This window comes from Nostoc sp. 'Peltigera membranacea cyanobiont' 210A (assembly GCF_002246015.1).
Classification (GTDB): Bacteria; Cyanobacteriota; Cyanobacteriia; order Cyanobacteriales; family Nostocaceae; genus Nostoc.
On the sequence record NZ_NOLJ01000001.1, the window covers coordinates 354,602 to 374,339 of the forward strand.

13 protein-coding genes are annotated in these 19,738 nt (G+C 40.8%); 9 read left to right on the forward strand and 4 right to left on the reverse strand.

The window, feature by feature from the left end:
* Positions 1-258: 258 nt before the first annotated feature.
* Positions 259-1,848 carry a B12-binding domain-containing radical SAM protein gene (locus CDG76_RS01515; RefSeq protein ID WP_094347341.1) on the reverse strand — a complete coding sequence of 530 codons (1,590 nt, stop codon included), beginning with the start codon at positions 1,846-1,848 and terminating at the stop codon, positions 259-261.
* Between the two features lie 392 nt (positions 1,849-2,240).
* The gene (locus CDG76_RS01520) at positions 2,241-2,864 is read right to left on the reverse strand and encodes a 4Fe-4S single cluster domain-containing protein (protein WP_094347342.1); all 624 of its coding nucleotides are present in this window, start codon (positions 2,862-2,864) and stop codon (positions 2,241-2,243) included.
* Between the two features lie 311 nt (positions 2,865-3,175).
* On the opposite strand from CDG76_RS01520, the gene CDG76_RS01525 reads away from it, so the two are divergent.
* From CDG76_RS01525 to CDG76_RS01545, 5 genes are all read left to right on the forward strand, one after another.
* Positions 3,176-4,423 (forward strand): glycosyltransferase family protein, encoded by a 1,248-nt coding sequence (locus CDG76_RS01525; RefSeq protein ID WP_190240723.1) that lies wholly within the window; start codon positions 3,176-3,178, stop codon positions 4,421-4,423.
* A 79-nt stretch (positions 4,424-4,502) separates the two neighbouring features.
* Positions 4,503-5,690 (forward strand): glycosyltransferase family protein, encoded by a 1,188-nt coding sequence (locus CDG76_RS01530; protein WP_094347344.1) that lies wholly within the window; start codon positions 4,503-4,505, stop codon positions 5,688-5,690.
* An 82-nt stretch (positions 5,691-5,772) separates the two neighbouring features.
* The gene (locus CDG76_RS01535) at positions 5,773-6,984 is read left to right on the forward strand and encodes a glycosyltransferase (protein WP_094347909.1); all 1,212 of its coding nucleotides are present in this window, start codon (positions 5,773-5,775) and stop codon (positions 6,982-6,984) included.
* A 132-nt stretch (positions 6,985-7,116) separates the two neighbouring features.
* Positions 7,117-8,103: a glycosyltransferase family 2 protein gene (locus CDG76_RS01540; RefSeq protein WP_094347345.1), complete on the forward strand. Its 987-nt coding sequence runs from the start codon at positions 7,117-7,119 to the stop codon at positions 8,101-8,103.
* 39 nt (positions 8,104-8,142) lie between these two features.
* The gene (locus CDG76_RS01545; RefSeq protein WP_094347346.1) at positions 8,143-10,023 is read left to right on the forward strand and encodes an ABC transporter ATP-binding protein; all 1,881 of its coding nucleotides are present in this window, start codon (positions 8,143-8,145) and stop codon (positions 10,021-10,023) included.
* Between the two features lie 115 nt (positions 10,024-10,138).
* Here the strand turns inward: CDG76_RS01545 and CDG76_RS01550 are convergent, their stop codons facing one another.
* Positions 10,139-11,380, reverse strand: a complete 1,242-nt coding sequence (locus CDG76_RS01550; RefSeq protein ID WP_094347347.1) for a peptidase — start codon at positions 11,378-11,380, stop codon at positions 10,139-10,141.
* A 650-nt stretch (positions 11,381-12,030) separates the two neighbouring features.
* Between CDG76_RS01550 and CDG76_RS01555 the strand changes: the two genes are divergently transcribed.
* The 4 genes from CDG76_RS01555 to CDG76_RS01570 all read left to right on the forward strand — a co-directional run bounded on the left by CDG76_RS01555 (position 12,031) and on the right by CDG76_RS01570 (position 16,985).
* On the forward strand, positions 12,031-14,103 hold the full coding sequence (locus CDG76_RS01555; RefSeq protein WP_094347348.1) for a serine/threonine-protein kinase: 2,073 nt from the start codon (positions 12,031-12,033) through the stop codon (positions 14,101-14,103).
* Positions 14,104-14,359: 256 nt separating this feature from the next.
* A complete protein-coding gene (locus CDG76_RS01560) occupies positions 14,360-15,622 on the forward strand; it encodes an O-antigen ligase family protein (RefSeq protein ID WP_094347349.1) in 1,263 nt (420 codons plus the stop codon).
* Complete coding sequence (locus tag CDG76_RS01565) at positions 15,619-16,764, forward strand: glycosyltransferase family 4 protein (protein WP_094347350.1); 1,146 nt, start codon at positions 15,619-15,621, stop codon at positions 16,762-16,764. The genes CDG76_RS01560 and CDG76_RS01565 overlap by 4 nt, the downstream gene beginning before the upstream one ends.
* A gap of 29 nt (positions 16,765-16,793) precedes the next feature.
* Complete coding sequence (locus CDG76_RS01570) at positions 16,794-16,985, forward strand: hypothetical protein (RefSeq protein WP_094347351.1); 192 nt, start codon at positions 16,794-16,796, stop codon at positions 16,983-16,985.
* Positions 16,986-17,009: 24 nt separating this feature from the next.
* On the opposite strand, the gene CDG76_RS01575 is transcribed toward CDG76_RS01570, so the two are convergent.
* Positions 17,010-19,637, reverse strand: a complete 2,628-nt coding sequence (locus tag CDG76_RS01575; protein WP_094347352.1) for a chloride channel protein — start codon at positions 19,635-19,637, stop codon at positions 17,010-17,012.
* Positions 19,638-19,738: the final 101 nt, after the last annotated feature.

The window sequence follows — 19,738 nt, forward strand, 5'->3', positions numbered from 1 at the left end:
ACTGGGGACTGGGGACTGGGTTGAAAGTCTCTTTGTATATAGATTTTATCATCAGTTAATGTCCTAACCTCCTTGTCCGTTGCTATACATAATAGACATCTCCGAAAAAGAATGTAGAGATGTAGCAGTGCTACGTCTCTACAAGGATTCTGGTTAACGCATATTTAATTTCTGGAGATGTCTAATGATTATCTCCTGGTGTGATTGGGAAGGCTGAAAGAGGCATTTAGTGGAGGTCTTAAACTCTTACTCTAAATGCTATGAGTATACTTCCATCACTTCTGCTTCCGGTTTTACCCTAGCTTCTGCTTCCAGAAAATCAGCCACTTGCGCCTCAATTTCATCCCGGACAATTTGGCGATATTCCAAGAAATGCTCAATTTGGGCACAAACAGCTAAATAGCTACTCACCCCACCCGGATTATGCTGATACATATTCCACAAGTTGCGCCAGAATTGCCAGCGTGTCTGACGACGTACACCTTGACGCCAGCAAATAATCAGAAACGCCCGGAGTACTTTCCAGTTCAATGGTTTCTTGGCAGCTTTCCCCTTTTTCGGGTAGGTTGCTTCGCCCAAAAGCCGGAAGTGTTTGTATGTACGCTCCAAAAACCGCTCTGGCTCATACAAATCACAGAACGCCTGCACATATTCACGAGCGATGTCTTCTAACGGTCGAGTTGGCACAAAATTCATCAACGTGGTTTGGTTGATGTTGGCAGATTTATTGCGGAGTCGTCCTTCCTTTTCTAATCTATGCCAGAGGGCTGTATCTGGAAGGGCTTGCAACATACTAAATAAGGCTGTGGGAATTGCTGTTTGCTCGACAAACTTGACAATTCGGGCGCCGGCTCCTACTTTCTCGCCATCAAACCCAATGATAAAGCCTGCCATGACTCGCAACCCTGAGCGGGTAATCTTATTCACCGCCTCACTGAGTGAGTCTCGCGTATTCTGGTATTTCTGCGTGAAAGTGAGACTTTCTTCATCGGGGGTTTCAATTCCCAGAAAAACGGCTCCAAAATTACACGCTACCATCAAATCCATCAGTTCTTGATCTTGGGCTAAATCAACTGAAGCCTCTGTGGCAAAGGAAAAGGGATAGTTATGTTCTACCATCCAGGGCAGAAGAGATTTCAAAAATAATTTCACATTCCGCTTATTGCCGATGAAGTTGTCATCTACCATAAAAATACTGCGCCGCCAACCCAGTTTGTAGAGATAATCAAGTTCTGCTAAGAGTTGCTCTGGATTTTTGGTGCGGGGTTTGCGACCGTATAGCACAATAATGTCGCAGAATTCACATTGAAAGGGGCATCCACGGGAAAATTGCACCGACATCTCTGCATAAGCTTCAAACTCTAGCAAATCAAAGCGAGGAGTTGGAGTGTTGGTGACATCTGGTTTTTCCCCGCCAGAACGAAAGATGCCTGTGCGATCGCCCCGTGCGATCGCTGCTACAAATAAGGGTAGGGTAATTTCCCCTTCGTCTAAGATCAAATAGTCAGCTCCTGCGGATGTCATTTCATTCGGTAGCGCTGTCGGGAAGGGCCCACCCACAGCGACTAGTTTACCTCTCTGTTTTGCTTCTAATATCTGAGAGAGCAAATCCTCTTTTTGCACAATCATCGCCGACATAATAACCAAATCTGCCCAAGCCCATTCTGCCTCTGTACAGACGCGAACATTTCGATCTACTAACTTGAAATTCCATTCTTGCGGTAAAATCGCCGCTACAGTTACCAAGCCTAAAGGCGGTAGCATTGCTTTACGATCTAATAAAGCGAGTGTTTTTTCAAAAGACCAAAAACTTTTTGGAAAACGGGGGTATAGAAGTAAAACGTTCATATTTGATGCTTATAAACCTTGATTTTTGCTGCTGATTGAGTTTATGTCAAACTAAACCAGTGGTGATGACACATTAGACCCGGATTTCTCACGCATAGTGTAGGCTTCAGGGGAAGAGGAGTGTGGGGAGTGTGGGGAGTGTGGGGGGTAAGACTTCTTCCCCATCCTCCCACACCTCCCACACCTCCCACACCCCTTGGATTTCTNGGGGAGACAAAGCGCAGCTTTGGCGGGGTGGGGTGCAATGACTGTGGTTAGTATAACTAATTATGCGGACATGATATAAGACCCCTACCTCTACAGGTAGCGCCAGTTTCAGTCGGGGTTTAAATCCCCGTCTGAAATGTCTAAAATGTTTGAATTTTGAATTTTGAATTGTTAAACCTGTGCCCTTATGTTAGTTCCAGTCCACCTTGATAGCCAGTGACAATGCGGCCACCATCCTTGAGGATGTGGATTTCTATCTGGTCGCTAGCCCAAGTAATCTGGTCTTGGAAAGCTGGGTTTAACACCCGAACCCGTTGATTGCTAGAAGAAACTGGAGAATTTGGAGAATTAATTGCCAGAGATTGTACAAAAGGCCCGTCAATCAAAATATCGAGTTGTTCTAACAATGCTTGGGAACCTGGCGGTGCAGATTGGGATTGTAGCTGCTTAAGAGTGAACCCAGTAAAAGACATTACATTTAAACCAGCAGCTTTTACCTTCCGGGCTAAAGATGCCAGTGCAGCCGCTTGCCAAAACGGTTCTCCACCAGAGAATGTTACACCCGTGTTGCGGGAATTGCTGAGAATATTTTCGGCAAGAGCATCAACAGCAATTAATTGGTTAGCCTCAAAAGACCAAGAGTTAGTATTAAAGCAGCCAGGACACTCACGCAGACAACCTTGTACCCAGACGACTGCACGACAACCAGGGCCATTAACTTCTGACTGATCGACGTAACCCATAATATTGAGATAGCCTGGGGGAATTTCCATGAGTGCTAGCGATGGGTCAGTTGGCTTAATTTCCATCTCTTTAACTCCTTTTAGTCGTTAACTGTTAAATATAGCGAATCTCCAGTTAGATAACCGTGACAATGGTTATATAACTGGAGATTTAATTAATGATTAATCTCTCAAAAATTTTGGCGCTTTGGAAAAGTCCGCTTTAACTTACTAGACTGAATTTTTTAGGGTTTTTGTCAAATTTATTACACAATTACTACAAAAATAAATGATGAGAATTTTCTCATCAAAGTTTCATAAAAGACTCATGTAACCTTGGGAAGCTACTTAAGTTAGTATGGCATCCATTCACTGAATAACGTTAGGGACATTTAACCATGAGACTGATGGTATATTCCCACGATGGCTTCGGTCTCGGTAATATTCGCAGAATGCTGGCAATCTGCACTCACTTACTTGATTCAATTCCAGGACTTTCTATTTTAGTTGTTTCTGGTTCGCCGATGTTGCACAGCTTTCGGATTCCGAAAAGACTCGATTATATTAAATTACCCTGCTTAAATCGGGATTTATTAGGTGAAATATTTGTCAAGTATCTGGAGACAGAAATTAATGAAACAGTGAAATTACGCTCAGAGTTAATTTTATCTGCGATCGCTAATTTTAAACCCGATATATTTCTAGTAGACAAAAAGCCTTATGGTATCCGTAATGAATTAAAAGCGGCTATCGAATATCTCAAAATAAAGTTGCCGGAAACTTCCCTAATTCTCCTGCTGCGCGACATTTTAGATCATCCAGATGTGACAATCCCAGAATGGCAAAAGCATAGTTACTACAAAGCAATACAAAAATTTTACGATCGCGTGCTTGTTGTTGGTAATCCCGAAATTTTCGACATTTGCCAAGAATATCAACTACCGCCAATGGTTGCCCGTAAGGTGCAGTTTTGTGGCTACATCCGCAAACAACTAGGGCGTAAAAGTCCAAATCTCATCCGTAGTGAGTTGCGATTAAATCCAGAAGAACAACTCATTTTAGTTACGCCGGGTGGTGGCGAAGATGGTTACAGGTTAATTGACACATATTTATCGAGTTTGGTATTGTTACCAGCGTCCCATAAATTACGAAGTTTAATTATATGTGGCCCAGAAATGCCCCTAAAACACCAAGCTGCACTGAAACTGAAAGCTGCTGTATATCCCCAAGTGCAGATAGACGAATTTACCGATGATTTAATGAGTTACATCGCCGCCGCAGATGCCGTAGTCGCAATGGGTGGCTACAACACAACTTGCGAGATTCTCTCAGTGGGTAAGCCGGCAGTAGTAGTACCCAGAATTAAGCCATCACGAGAACAGTGCATTCGTGCAGAAAATTTGGCAAATTTGGGGGTTTTAGTAGCGATTCATCCAAACGATCTGACTCCAGATATATTACTGCGATCGCTGTTACAACAACTCCAAACTCCGCAGATTTCCCAAACAGCAATTAATCTCAATGGTTTGCCCAAAATTAGCCAATATATCTCTACCTTACTAGCAAAAAAAAAGAGCGTGATTCCATTTTGCTACAACCCATCTGTACAATTACCGAAATTGGCGATGATTGCCAAAATTGTTTAAGTAAAAAGTCAGAAGAGTATTTGTTTTATCTTTCGTTTGCCTTATTTCAACCATCCAAACTGACAGAGGTGAAACTTTCATGAAACGTATTATGTTTTACTGCCAACATATTTTAGGTATGGGGCATCTGGTTCGCAGCCGGGAAATTGTGCGAGGTTTAACCAAAGACTTCCAAGTTTGTTTTATTAATGGTGGTGAAATAATTCAAGGATTTGAAATTCCTGCTGGTGTGGAAGTCATCAATCTGCCTGCAATTAAAACTGATCCAGAATTTGCTGAACTACAAGTAGTAGATGATGCCTTTAGTCTTAATGAAGTCCAAGAAATTAGAAAAAATCGACTTTTGGAAATCTTTCAGCAATTCCAGCCTGATATTTTGATTGTTGAGTTATTTCCTTTTGGAAGAAGACGTTTTTCTTTTGAATTAATTCCATTATTAGAATTGGCAAAGTCAAAAAAAGGGTCAACTAAAATAGTTTCTAGCTTGCGAGACATTGTAGCTGTTAAACCGGAAAAACAAGTAAAACATGAAGAAAAAGTATGTAAGTTAATCAACAAATATTTTGATATGCTGTTAGTTCACAGCGACCCAGAATTAGTCCCACTAGAAGCAACCTTTTCTAGAGTAAATGACCTCAAATGTCAAGTATATTACACTGGATATGTCGTGCAAGAGCCACCAAGAAATCCTATTTTAACCGATCAAGATCGGGAAATTATTAAATCAGACAAACCCCTAATTTTAGCTAGCGTCGGAGGTGGGAGATTTGGTCATGAGTTGCTTGAATGTGTAGTTAATACAGCCCCTTTCTTAGAGAAATTATTGCCACATCAAATTCAGGTTTTTACTGGCCCATTCATCCCAAATTCAAAATTTAAGGAACTGCAACAAATGGCAAAATTTAGTAAAAACATCTATATTCGACGCTATACTCCTTACTTGCTAAATTACATGAAAAAAGCAGAGCTTTCGATCAATATGTCTGGCTATAACACCACAATGAATATTTTAACCACAGGTGTACGAGCGATGATTCTTCCCTTTACAGGCAATCAGGATCGAGAACAAACAATTAGAGCCGAAAAGTTAAGCAATTTAGGAATTGTTAAATTTATTAATCATAATTATTTGCAACCTGATTATCTGGCAATTAATATTATTAATTACCTCAAAGAGCAGCCTAATAAAATTAGCTTTGATTCTGGAGGAGTTGAAAAAACTGCAACCATCTTAAAAGCTTTAGCAGTCAAGCAAAAATTTGCCTAGTTTGATAAAGGGAGTAGGGTATATTGATTTTTTATCCAAAATACAAAAAATAATAGTAGATAAAATCGCAGAAAATCCAATCATGGATAAAACAAAAATTTGTATTACTACGCTTGAATATCCACCCGATGTTGGCGGGGTTGGTGAGTCGGTGCATCGGATTGCAAAGATGCTAATTGACAGAGGCTATGAAGTTCACATTGCAGTGTTTCGCTCGAAACAACGGCTAGTTTCTGATGGAAGCCGCAGACGAACAAGTTGCATCTCAACGCTTCAAGATGGTGTGTTTGTGCATCGCATTAAGTCAGCCGTTCGTACTCAGACGACAGAAATTCAAGACTTTTTTAGCGACGTTTACTTTCAACTCAAATGTCTGCATCAAAAACATAATTTTGACTTATTTCACGCCTTTTTTCTGAATGAAACAGGTTATGTAACGACGCTTTTAGCAAAAGAAAATGATGTTCCAGTAATCAATAGTGTTCGCGGTAGCGACTTGCACAAACATATTTTTAATCCTAAAAATCATGCTCAGATAGCATGGATTTTAGAGAATTCTGATTGGGTGACATTTGTCAGCCGTGACTTGCTCAAAAGAGCTAGTGTTATTACTCCAAATGTCAAGTTAAAATCATCAGCTTTCTGGAATTCCATCGCACCTATCGACTTTGAGGAATTCCCCACCCCGTCTTTAGTTAAAGAATTGCCAGGTATTGTTATCGGTTCATCGGGTAGATTCCGAGATAAGAAGGGGATTGAATTTCTCCTCGATGCCTGCGCCGATTTGGGTAAAGAGTTAGATTTAACACTTTTACTGATAGGTGATTTTGTTGAGAAAGAAGGAAAGTATTGGCAGCAACAAATACAACAAAGTGAAATTGGTCATCGCCTCCATATTACTGGAATTACCAGCCGCCAAGAAGCTTTAGCTTATTTACCACATCTAGATATTTTTGCAATTCCTTCACTGCATGATGGTTGCCCGAATACGCTGTTGGAAGCAATGTTGGCGAGTCGAGCAATAATTGGCACTCGTGTAGATGCGATCGCAGAAATCATAGAAGATGGTGTAGATGGTTTACTTATCAACCCCGGCAGTACAGAAGAATTAATTGCTGCAATCCGATATTTGGCAACACAACCAGAACTGCGGCAAAAGTTGGGTGCAGCCGCGAAGACAAAAGTAACTCAACAGCTTGCCCCATCAATAGAATATCAAAACTGGATAAATGTTTACCAACGAGTCTTAGGGATATCTGATGCAGTTTTGTTAGGCGAAATATATCTCGTATAGAAAACGTCAAAACTCTTTTTTTCTCTCTCTGCGCCCTCTGTGTCTCTGCGGTTAATTATTTATTTAACCGCAGAGGCGCAGAGAACACAGAGAGAAGAGAGGAATTCATTTTGTAAAAACAGAATTTGAACCATGAATAAAGCAGAAATAACCATAATTGTTTCGCCGCGTGAGCGATTCAGTTACACTCGCGAATCTTTAGAAAGCATTTACGAACACACTCAATTACCTTTCTCCCTAATTTATATCGATGGCGGTTCACCTCAGCATATCCAGCGCTACCTCCAAGAACAAGCCGCAGCAAAAGGATTCCAATTAATCCGCAAAGAACATTACCTTTCACCCAACCAAGCGCGTAACTTTGGTTTACAACAAGTTAATAGCGAATATTTAGTATTTATTGACAACGATGTAATTGTCAGTCCAGGTTGGTTAAATTCCTTACTCGAATGCGCTAAAGAAACAAAAGCGGCTGTAGTCTGTCCGCTTACTTGCATAGGCAAGCCTTTGGGGGAAATAGTACATTTAGCAGGTGGTGAAGCTCATATTCTTGTCGAGCCACAAGAGACTGGAATCAAGCGACGGGTGCATGAAAAACATTACTTTGTAAATCGGAAAGTTGCTGAAGTGCAGCATCAACTTCATCGCCAACAATGCGAATTTGCCGAGTTTCACTGTATGTTAGTTCGCACCGATATTTTTGAGCAAATCGGGCTGTTAGACGAGGGATTTCTAAGTACGCGAGAACACATCGATTTTTGTCTAAAAGTGGCTGAAGCCGGAGGTAAATTTTACTGTGAACCGACTTCGGTAGTTACTTATGTACCAGGGCTAAAGTTTGAATTGTCAGAACTAGCATTCTTTATGTTGCGCTGGAGTAATGCTTGGGAAATTGCCAGTTTAGAACACTTTTCTCAAAAGTGGAATTTGACAATGAATGACAAGTATTTCAAGAAGCGCTATAAGCGAATGGGGCATCGTCGCCATCAGGGATTTTTGAAACCGTTGCTAAGTCGTCTCACCTTTGGGCAAAATCCCCTGTGGCTGGAGAAAATAGCGATCGCTCTTGAAAGAAAATTAAATTACTATATTAGCGATCGCTATACTCATAATTCGTAATTGTAATTCGTAAGGTTTTGGAGAACTGGTTGGTATGATATGGCGCATCGAGATCCCAAAAGTCTGACGGCTGCTTTACCAGGAATTATGCGGATTTTGCAGCGGTTTTCGCCCCAATTGAGCAAACAAAAGGCGCTGCTAATCGTCTCCTTTGTGGCACTGATGGCTGAGATTTTCTTACACCTGCTGGAACCCTGGCCGCTAAAGTTTATTTTTGATTACATCCTTGTAGCTGGTTTTCGGCCTGAGTCTTTGGGTATTCCCCTACTTTCAAAACTTAGCCCGTTTGCCCTATTAACAGGCTTGACGTTGGGGTTAGTAGCGATCGCTTTACTTCGTGCTACTGCTGCTTACTTCAGTGTGGTGGGCATGGCACTGGCAGCTAGTAATGTATTAACTGAGATTCGCTCTGAACTTTACAGTCATCTCCAAAATCTCTCTTTATCATTTCACCACAAAGCCAAGAGCGGCGATTTAATTACCCGCGTTACCTCCGATATTGAACGACTGCGGGAGGTGACAGTGATGGCAGTATTACCCCTAATTGCCCATTCCCTCACCTTAGCCGGGATGATTTTTGTCATGTTCTGGCTGAATTGGGAACTAGCGCTGATTGCCGTCGCCGTGTTTCCCTTATTTATTTTCTTCACCACGCGCTTGACAAAACGCATCCGCCAAGTAGTGCGATCGCAACGTCAACGCGAAGGGGCAATGGCGGCAACGGCGGCGGAATCCATCGGGGCAATCAAAGTTGTGCAAGCTCTCTCTCTGCAAAATATGCTGGAGAGTAACTTTTCCGGTCATAATCGCCAAAGTTTAAAAGAAAGTGCCAAGGCGCAAAAACTTGCAGCCGGTTTAGAACGAATGGTGGAACTGCTGGTAGGAATTGCTACAGCTTTAGTGTTGTGGCGGGGTGTGCAATTGGTATTGGCAAAGGCAATTACACCTGGGGATTTGCTCGTATTTGTCAACTATCTCAGGATTGCTTTTAAGCCGATGCGACAACTTGCCAAATACACCGGACAAATCGCTAAAGCTGCCGCTTCCGGGGAGCGCATCCTAGATGTGCTGGATACAGTACCCGAAATCCGCGATTCGCGGGGAGCAATGGATGCACCGCCTTTATTGGGAGGTGTACGGTTTGAAAATGTCACCTTTGCCTACGAACCGACCAAGAGAACTTTACACAACATCAACTTTGAGGTGCAACCTGGTCAACACGTCGCCTTAGTGGGGCCGTCTGGTGGCGGTAAATCCACCTTAGTAAGTTTGTTGTTGCGACTTTATGACCCCTTAGAAGGGCGGATTTTAGTTGATGGTCACGACCTGCGCGAATACAAGGTACAATCTATCCGCCAACAAATTAGCGTGGTGTTACAAGACAGCATTTTATTCGCTGCCAGCGTCAGAGATAATATTGCCTACGGGTGTTTGGGGGCTTCAGACCAAGCAATTGAACAAGCTGCGCGTTTAGCAAATGCCCACGATTTTATCATGGAGCTACCCGAAGGCTACGAGACTATTTTAGGTGAGAGAGGGGCGACACTTTCGGGAGGACAACGGCAAAGAATTTCTATTGCTCGTGCTGCTATTCGTCAAGCTGCGATTGCAATTTTAGATGAGCCGACCACTGGTTTAGACAACGAAAACGAACACGCCGTCAATGAAGCACTCGATCGCTTGACTCAAAAATGCACTACCTTTGTAGTTTCTCATAATCTTAGAGCCGTTAAACAAGCCGATTTAATTCTCTACATCGAAGACGGACAGATTTTAGAGCAAGGTACGCATCAAGAATTACTGCACTTAAGTGGACGTTACAGCGCAATGTATGCCCTGAAATCTGCGGGAAATTCCCATGAGAGTCCTCATGTAGAGACGCGATTTATCGCGTCTTTAAAGACCAATTATCTACACTAATAACCCTTAACTGAACCTTGTACAATGGCATCGAGACTATTACGGTAAATAAAAAAACATTCCGGGCTATATCCTACTCATAGCAATAGTCTCAATACCAGAATCGGTAATTACTTCAGAAAATAGTCAATCTATATTTACCGCGTTCCTGTGGATTTTTGGAAGTAATAACTATATAGTATGTATCATCTTCAGGCAGCCTCGCCCGGTCAATTAAAGCACTGTAGACACCACTTTTGTCTTTGTCTTTATCGATCGCGATCGCCTGTCCTTTAGAATTTAGCAAAGCTACATAAGGAGAAAACTCTTCATCAACACTATCTACACGAATACTTATCAGCTGATTTTTTTTACCTTGAAAATTAGAAACATTGTAAGCGCCTCCATTTTGTTTCAGGGTTGAGCTTTTGGCAGTTAGTTGGTCTGATTCATCTAAAGTATAGCTCGCTCTATCATTCCTCAGAGCCAAACTATAGCGACCTGTATCTCCAGGATCTTGACTAGTAACAGCAATCTTGTAAATACCATTCTTAGGCAGTCGCGCAAAAATGAATGCATCATCGCCACCACTGCTTTTATCCAAAGCGCCTTTTTTGACAATAATATTGTTATCAGGATCGTGCAGAAACAACAAGGGTTTTAAACTCAAGTTATTCGATCTACGTGTATCATTACTGCCAATCAGTCTAATTTGAACTAATTGATTTTCTCTACCCTCAAACTCATAGAAATGAAAATATCTACCTTCAGATTGAAAGTCACTCTTACTTAAAATCCCTAATGCAACATCTACAAAGTTAATCTCTTTGTAAGTTGGTGTTGCAGGTGAAGAAATCGCTGAATTATCGAAATTTTGGTTCCCAGTTGTAGCTACATTAGAACTTGGCTTGCGAACTCTCCCGGAGCCACCATTAGAACGATTGGCATTTGAATTTGCAGTTCTAGTTCCAGAGGATCTAGATGCACCACCACTATTGGAACGATTAGAATTTGAGTTAGAATTCCTACGTCTAGATGATCTAGGAGTAGAGCTATTATCTGAAACGCTGGAAGTTCGTCGCTGAGAAGTTTCTCTATTAGACGATGCACGAGGAGTCTGCTGTATTGGTGACTCAATAGAAATCTTCCGTCTTGGAGATATTGATGCCTGAGAAGCAGGAATTTGCTCAATTCCTTTTTTGACTGCTTCTGGTTGTCTCTCATCTGGTGATTTAGCAATTATGAAGTCTTGAGAACTTTGAGATTTCACCAAAGCACTTATAGGCAGCACATTACTTGTAATTAACAAACTACTACTCACGCAACCAATTAAAACATGACTTAATTTGCGACGATAGTTTTTGTTGTCTAATAGCATAATTACGCTCCTAATTTTGCTGATAATTTTGTCTCTTTCTGAAAGACAAAATTAATACTAGTTGCTGTTTTAGCCACAGCAGTGATTTAAATTGAAAGGGGAATTTAGCGTATATACCTTAGCGACTTGCTAAAGGCATCGCCTGTAATCAAATGAATTCCTATATAGCGTTTATTAATCACACGAGGTAGATCATAGTCCCCTCTCGAAGAGCGGGGAGGGGGTTGGGGGTGGGGTTCTTGTACCTCACTCAACTGAGAACCGCTACATCCTACATACCCAAATGTTTGTCACAATCAAATCGGAAAAATTGTATTTTCAATTTACACTACTAGAGAAAATCTCAATTTCGTAGGTATATACTGAGCTACAAACTTAAATTGCTGCTTTTCGGAATTTTGCCCAGATATTTTTGTAAACCTGACTAAATGGCTCACACAGATGTAATACACAAGCAAACGTAACACCCATCAATTCGTCAAAAGGCATCGCTCAAACACAATTTTTTGCAATTTATTTAAATTGTTCAATACCTGATGAGGTAAGGAAATTGGGGATTTGTATGGTGTCTCAGTGATATTTACTAACAAGAGAGATTATACTGCATGACTTAAGATGAATATATACCCCAAATGAAATGGATTCCCAGTATGCTCTGTTGTGTGAATCCCGATTGCCAAAAACCCTTAAATCCTGATAAAAACAACTATTGCCACAGTTGTAGAGCGGAATTGATACCCCTGCTAGGAGGTCGCTATCGTCCCACTCAGGTTTTATCAGACGAAGGCGGATTTGGTAGAACCTATCTGGCCAAAGATGTACACAAACTGAATGAATGCTGTGTTGTTAAGCAATTCGCGCCAAAACTTCAGGGAACTGGCCCACTAACAAAGGCCGTTGAATTATTTAAACAAGAAGCGAGCCGACTGCAAGAACTGGCAGAACATCCGCAAATTCCAACTTTATTGGCTTATTTTGAGCAAAATAGCTATCTCTTTTTGGTGCAGCAGTTTATCGATGGGCAAAACTTGCTCAAAGAATCGGAAACGCGAGGAAACTATAACGAAACGGAGATTCGCCAACTTTTGCTAGATTTACTGCCGGTACTGAAGTTTATCCATCTGCGGGGAGTGATTCACCGGGATATCAAGCCACAGAATATTATTCGTCGTCAAAGTGACGGGCGATTAATCCTTATTGATTTTGGAGCTTCCAAGCTGTTGACAGCAACAGTGCAGACTAAAATGGGCACTGTGATTGGCTCACACGGTTACACTGCACTTGAACAGATGCAAGATGGAAAAGCTTACCCAGCCAGTGATTTATTCAGTTTGGGGGCTACTTGTTTTCATCTCCTAACTGGAGTTCGCCCATCTCAACTATGGATATACCAGGGTTATGGTTGGGTTGCATCTTGGCGGCAACATTTAACCAGTTCAGGTAGGGAAGGGATTTCTATATCTATGGAGTTGGGTGAAGTTTTGGATAAGCTGTTGCAACTAGACATCCAAAAGCGTTATCAATCGGCTGATGAAGTCATCACTGACTTGACACCTCAAATACCACCATTTTCATCAGTGCCCCCAACTATACTTACACCAACATTTGCAGCTACCCCAACAAACAAGCGGGCAGTTTCATCAAAATCAAGTAACAATCTGAAAAGTCAACTGCTGTTAGTTTCTAGCATTTTGGTGTTGGGATTAGGGGGAGTTTGGTATTTTCAGTCTCGTCCCCAGACAGTCAGCGAGGTTCCTGAACCTATTTCTCAGCCTATTTCTCAGCCTATTCAGCCCCAAAAAAACGTCTCAGAAAATTCTTATCTACCCAAACCCTTCAAGGGGCATTCTAGTGACGTGAATTCCGTAGCTTTCAGTCCTGATGGTACAACCCTTGGTAGTGCCAGTGATGATAAGACAATCAAGCTATGGAATCTGACGGGTGGACAGGAAATCCGCACTTTAGAAGGACATTCCAATTGGATTTGGACTATAGCTTTCAGTCCTGATAGCAAAATCCTCGCTAGTGGCAGTGCGGACAAGACAATCAAACTGTGGAATCTGGAGACAGGAAAGTTAATCCGCACCTTACAGGGAAATAACGACGGAGTTACTTCCGTAGCTTTCAGTCCTGATGGCAAAACCCTTGCGAGTGGCAATGCTAGTAAGGATACGAAAATCAAACTATGGAATCTGGAGACAGGAAAGTTAATCCGCACCTTAGAGGGACATACCAGTGGTGTTGCATCTGTAGTTTTCAGTCCTGATGGTAAAACCCTTGCCAGCGGTAGCTGGGATAAAACAATTAAATTGTGGAATCTGGGAACAGGAAAGTTAATCCGCACCTTAGAGGGAAATCCAGAATCGATTCTTTCAGTCGCTTTTGCTCCCAATGGCGTCATCCTTGCCAGTGGTAGTAAAGACAAGACAATTAAATTGTGGAATCTAAAAACAGGAAAGTTAATCCACACCTTAAAAGGACATAATGATAAGGTTAATTCTGTCGCCTTTTTGCCAAGCGTAGGTTCAAATGGTATCACCCTTGTAAGTGGCAGTAGTGACAAGACAATCAAACTTTGGAACCCAATCACAGGAAAGGAAATCCGCACTTTAGAGACAGGTTCTGGATATATTTATGCCGTTGCCATTAGCCCAGATGGACAAACCATTGCTGGTGGTGGAAGTGGTGAGAACATTCTCAAAATTTGGCAGATGATTAATTAAAAATATCTGATAGTGTACATTCGGAATAGATTGCGACTTTTTTGGGTTCTACCTCAGAAAGAATATTTAGCTGTGCAAAAACATCAAACTAATCATAGCTTCAAAAGATGATATTGGCGAAGACTGTATTATGGTAATATTCTCTACGTGTTCAGGATTATAGCTTGAAAAAAATATCAAAATCTATCCATAACCCTGCAAAATTGGGTTTATATAGGTTTTATTTTGTTAAAAAAATATCTTTAAATAAAAGTTTATGATTAATATATTTTTTATACTCATACTATTTTCTTCACTTTTAGGTCGAATTAAATTTCCAGGAATAAATATTGGTATTCATTATTTATTACTTCCGGCATTTAGTTTTGGAATCATTAGTTTATCATTAAAATCTATACCAGAAGTTGTTAAGAAACATAAAATAATTTTGATATCGATAAGTCTCATGTATTTGTGGATGTGGCTTTCCTCATTAATGAGCGAGTTTTCAAATATTGCTATTACTTATAGTCTAAAATACTCAACTTATTACATATTATTTTTTGCTTTTTTAGTATTAACCTTTAAGAATATAACAAGGCAATCTTTAACATTTTATTATCGTTGCATATTGCACTTGCTACAGATAATTGCAGGTTTGGGTTTTTTAGAGGTTTTACTTCCTAACAACTGGATTTTTAAATTATTAAAGTTCCCTAGCTTTTATCCTGAGATTGGTTCAATTATGCAAAACCCTAATCAGTTTGGGGTTATAGTCGCCATTGGATTATGTTTAAGTCTGATTTTAGAAAAACAGAATAAAATTTCTAAAATTGAATCAAATATAAGCGAATTAATTTTTATAATTCCCTTAGCTTTGTCTGCCAGTGGGAACGGTTGGGTAATTTTTTTAATGGGGATCTTTCTTTTGCTGATATATAAAATTATTAGTTTTAGAAAAATGATTTATCTAATAAGCCTGTTGTTTTTATTCATTGTAACCGCACCAGTTTCTACACGGAGAATTGGTTTGGGAGATAGTAAAATATTTCCATTAACTAATGTATTTACAGAAAATTCAAATTTATTAAATCCACATGGAAAAAAGATTATTACTCTTGTAGGAACAGGGACTACAAGGTTTGAAATGTGGCAGGCAGCTATTAATGAAACTATTAAAAGACCATTTACTGGTATCGGCATAGGAGTTTTTCCAGACCAGATAGGAGTGAAAGTTTGGGGAAAAAGAAGTTATCACGCACATAATATATTTTTAAATGTGTCAGCAGAACAAGGAATTCCTGGATTATTGCTATTTACTAATTTTTTAACGAAAATAGCATTGAAAGTTAAATATACTAATCCTTTAATTACTGTTCCGATTATTATGTTTTTAGTGTCTCAAATTCCAGATGTTTTTACTGAAGACTATACTTTTACAACTCTTGAGTTTTATTTTATAGCAGCGGCTATCAACTCTCGAAAAGATGTTGTCACCCAATTAAAACCTGAAATTATTGAAAATGCCAAAAAACTATGAGTGTTAAACCTCGTCTTTACTTAATATTTCCGAATATATTTGATTTCAAGGGAGGTATTCAAGTTTACTCAAAGTTTTTGCTGCAAGCTTTACAAGATATATATCCTGAAGCCGATTATGATGTGTTTCTCAAATATGATAAGTATAGTTTAAAGCAGCCAGATAATTTGCAGTTTTTAAGTTCAACAATATTTCATTATTTTGGAGATTTACCAAAATTATTGCAACCAATTTTATTTGCCACAAAAATAATTATTTTAGCTATTCTTCAACATCCCGTTATAGTCATTTCCACTCATGTTAACTATGCGATTGTTTGTTATATTCTCAAATTTTTTACTGGAACTCCTTACTGGGTAGTTGCTCATGGCTTAGAAGTTTGGGATATCGAAAACAAGGCAACAAAATTCGCTTTAGAAAAAGCAGATAAAATCATTAGTGTTAGTAATTACACTCGCCAGCGCTTGCTTCAAGATCCAAATATTGATTCAAAAAAAATAGTTATTTTACCTAATACATTCGATGCTAGTAAGTTTCCAATAAATTCTAAACCTACCTACTTACTCAATCGATATAATTTAACAGATGAACAGCCTGTAATTTTAACAGTAACGCGGCTAGGAAGCACGGCAAAATACAAGGGTTATGACCAAATCCTTCATGCTTTAGTGAAAGTGCGTTTGTATCTCCCTAATATTCACTTCATTCTTGCAGGTAAAGGAGATGATATACCTCGAATTAAAACTTTAGTTAGCAACTTAAATCTACAAGATTGTGTGACAATTGCCGGATTTATTCCAGATAAAGAATTGTGCGATCATTACAATCTCTGCGATGTTTTTGCTCTGCCTAGTAAAGGAGAAGGATTTGGAATTGTTTTTCTAGAAGCTTTAGCTTGTGGTAAACCTGTATTGGCGGGTAATCAAGATGGTTCTATAGATCCTTTGGCTGACGGGAAGTTGGGATGTTTGGTCGATCCTGATAACGTTGAAGAAATTGCCAATAATCTAATTCAAATCCTGCAAGGTGATTGCTCTAATCCAGTAATTTACCAACCCAAATACTTACAACAAAAAACTATTGAAGCTTTTGATTTTAGCCAGTTTCGCGCAAGTTTAGCAAAGTTAATTAGTAGTAATTAGTTACAATTTAAAGAAATTTGGTAAAACAAATGGACGATTCAGTATTTGTTATATTTCTTGCCTTTGGATTTATTTGGGTTTTGATGGGAGTTGTCGGTTGGATTGCGTTTCTCAAATCTGAGGGTGAGGAAATTAAGTTTGGTAAGTGGGGACTTATAGTTGCTATTCCAATCTTAATACCAATAATTTTTACTCTAATTATTGGTGTATTTTATCATTAAAAAAATCACTAAAATCTATGTTTTTTACTTTTGCATCGCACCTCTAACCAAAATCACTGTACTTTCGACACCAGAAGCGATCGCTTCGGGAATATTACCTTGAATCGCTTGCTGTAGCAATCCCTCGCGGGAAGCTCCCAAAACTACAACGTCGTAACCTTCGGTTTGCACTAGGTTAATCACACCTTCGGCGACTGAATTAGCTTGCACTGGGAGAGCAACTACAGTACTGGACAATTTGCGGCGACGCATCAAATGGCGGATGGCTTGTTCTGAAATTGACATATCTGGCTTGAGTTCAGATGGTTTAAACACCTGTGTCAGGCGAATTTTCGGATCGTTTCCCAATGTAATTAAAGCCGGTAGCAATTTAATTGCCAGTGGGGAATTGGGGCCACCAGCCACTGGAACTAGCCAACTGTTAAATGAGTGCTGAGTGGGGAGTGAGGAGTGAGAAGTAGTGCCTAATTTTACTAATACGACCTCGCAGGTGGCTTGGCGAATTATGGTGTCAACAACGCTGCCAAAAATCCGACCAGGGGTAGATGTGTTACCTTTCCATCCCATTAAAATTAGGTCGATGTGTTGTTCGTTGATTGTCTCCAAAATTGCCTGCGCCACATCGTGGGTAACTCGAATCTGCGTGTGCAAGGGAATTTTCCATTTTTTTGCTAAGACTTCTGCCTGTCTTAGCAAGCGGCGACTTTTTGCCGTTCTTACCTGTGTTTCTGATGGGGAACTGTGGCGGGGTATCAGCATCACTTGCACGCAATCTATTTCATAATGGCGATCGCGGGCAATAGCTGCTGCCATTTGTAATAAAACACCTGCTGTTTCGGGATTTGCTACGGGTACTAATAATCTACCTCTACCAGTGCTGGGCGATCGCGTCTGGTAAACTATGTATGAAGGTTCTGGTCGCAGTTTTGGTGTCGCATTTTCACAATTGAGATGATCTGCTTCCGCTCGAATAATATCTGCACGGGTAATAATCCCAATCAGTTTTCGTCTATCTACCACCGGTAAGCGACTGATTTGATAGCGATCGAGTAAATATAGTACATTACTGAGGGTGTGAATTGGTGATACTGTCATCGGGACAGATGTCATAATTTCTTTTAAGAAAATATCGGCTAGATTGCGATCGCGAAGTGTGTGGTTTGTACTCTCGCGAATTTTTAACAAATCTGATTGCGTTACAATCCCCACTAACTTGTTATCTTCTACCACAGGGAAACCGCGATGATGGGAATGAGCAAAAGCTTGCATTGCTTCTTCCAAGCTCATCTCTGCATCTAGAGTTTCTACCCGTTCTTGCATGACATCTTTTGCAGTTAACTTGCTTAATGCTCCTTCCATCGCAACTTCTTTGGTGAGAGTAATACCTTTTAACTCCAAAAGTTTCTCATAAAGCGAACCAGGCACTACCTTATCCGCAACCAGGTAAGCTGCGACAGAAACAATCATCAAAGGTAGCACCAGGTTGAAATCTGTAGTCATCTCAAAGACAATCACAATGGCTGTGATTGGCACTTTGGAAACGGCGCTAAAAAATCCACCCATACCCGCTAGGGCGTAAGTCGTAGGAGAACCAACTCCGGTGATATATAACTCAGATACACCGATGATGTGTCCTAAACAAGAACCCAAAATCAGACTGGGAGCGAATAATCCCCCCGGCGCTCCCGAACCAAATGCAATCAGTGTGAGGATAAACTGGGCCGCAAAGGCGATCGCGGCGACGCTAGGATGGGAACCTCCGGTAATTAATGACTCCCGCAATCCCGTATTATCACGGAAGGATGGGGGAAGCATAGCCACGACAACACCAGAGATAAATCCAGCTAAACCCACCCGCAACGGTAAGCTGATGTGTAATCGACTGTAAAATTTAATACTAAATATTAAGCCGCGATTAAACAATGCACCAAACAAGCCTGCCAAAATACCTAACAGGATGAAAAAGGGAATTTCTGGGATGGAGAATTGGCTGGAAGATTTTACCAATTGCAGGTTAAGGTCAAGAGAGCCACCACCCAAAAGTCGGGAGATCACGCCACCAATAAAGGAGGCGATAATGGCAGTTCCGAGAGTCAATCCTGATAAATCTTGGAGTAACTCTTCAACGATAAATAATACACCTGCGATCGGGGCATTGAAAGCAGCAGCTAAACCCGCACCCGCACCAGCGGCAATCATCTGCCGTCGATGATCTGGGGAAGTGGGAACCCAACGACTCATCCCTGCTGCCAAACCTGCCCCCACTTGGACAGTAGGGCCTTGCCGTCCCAGAGTCATGCCAGAACCGATGGCGATAATTGCACTGAGTAACTTCACACCTGCTACCCGCCAAGATAGATTCACAGGCACATTGGCCAGAGAAGCTTTAACTTGCGGAATACCGCTACCAGCAGCCTCTGGTGCTAATCTATCCACCAACCATCCAGCCAGAAATCCCAGGACAAGACCAATTGCAGGTAGTACCAGCCATGCCGGTAAAAGGTGGGTAGTATGCACTCGCCATGTCCCCAGCCATCCCGATCCTACTTTCAGGAATACCGCAGATAGAGCAGCAACCAGACCGATAATACAGGCTTCGGCGATCGCTAAACCTCTTCTAGGCTTCCACCAGGTGCGAAAACGCTGATTCATACCAGTTTTGGATTTTAGATTTTGGATTACAAATCTTTCCTAAAAAGCTGTTTAGTGGAATCTTAGAGGATGGTTTAAAAGTCTATATCAAGGCTCATATC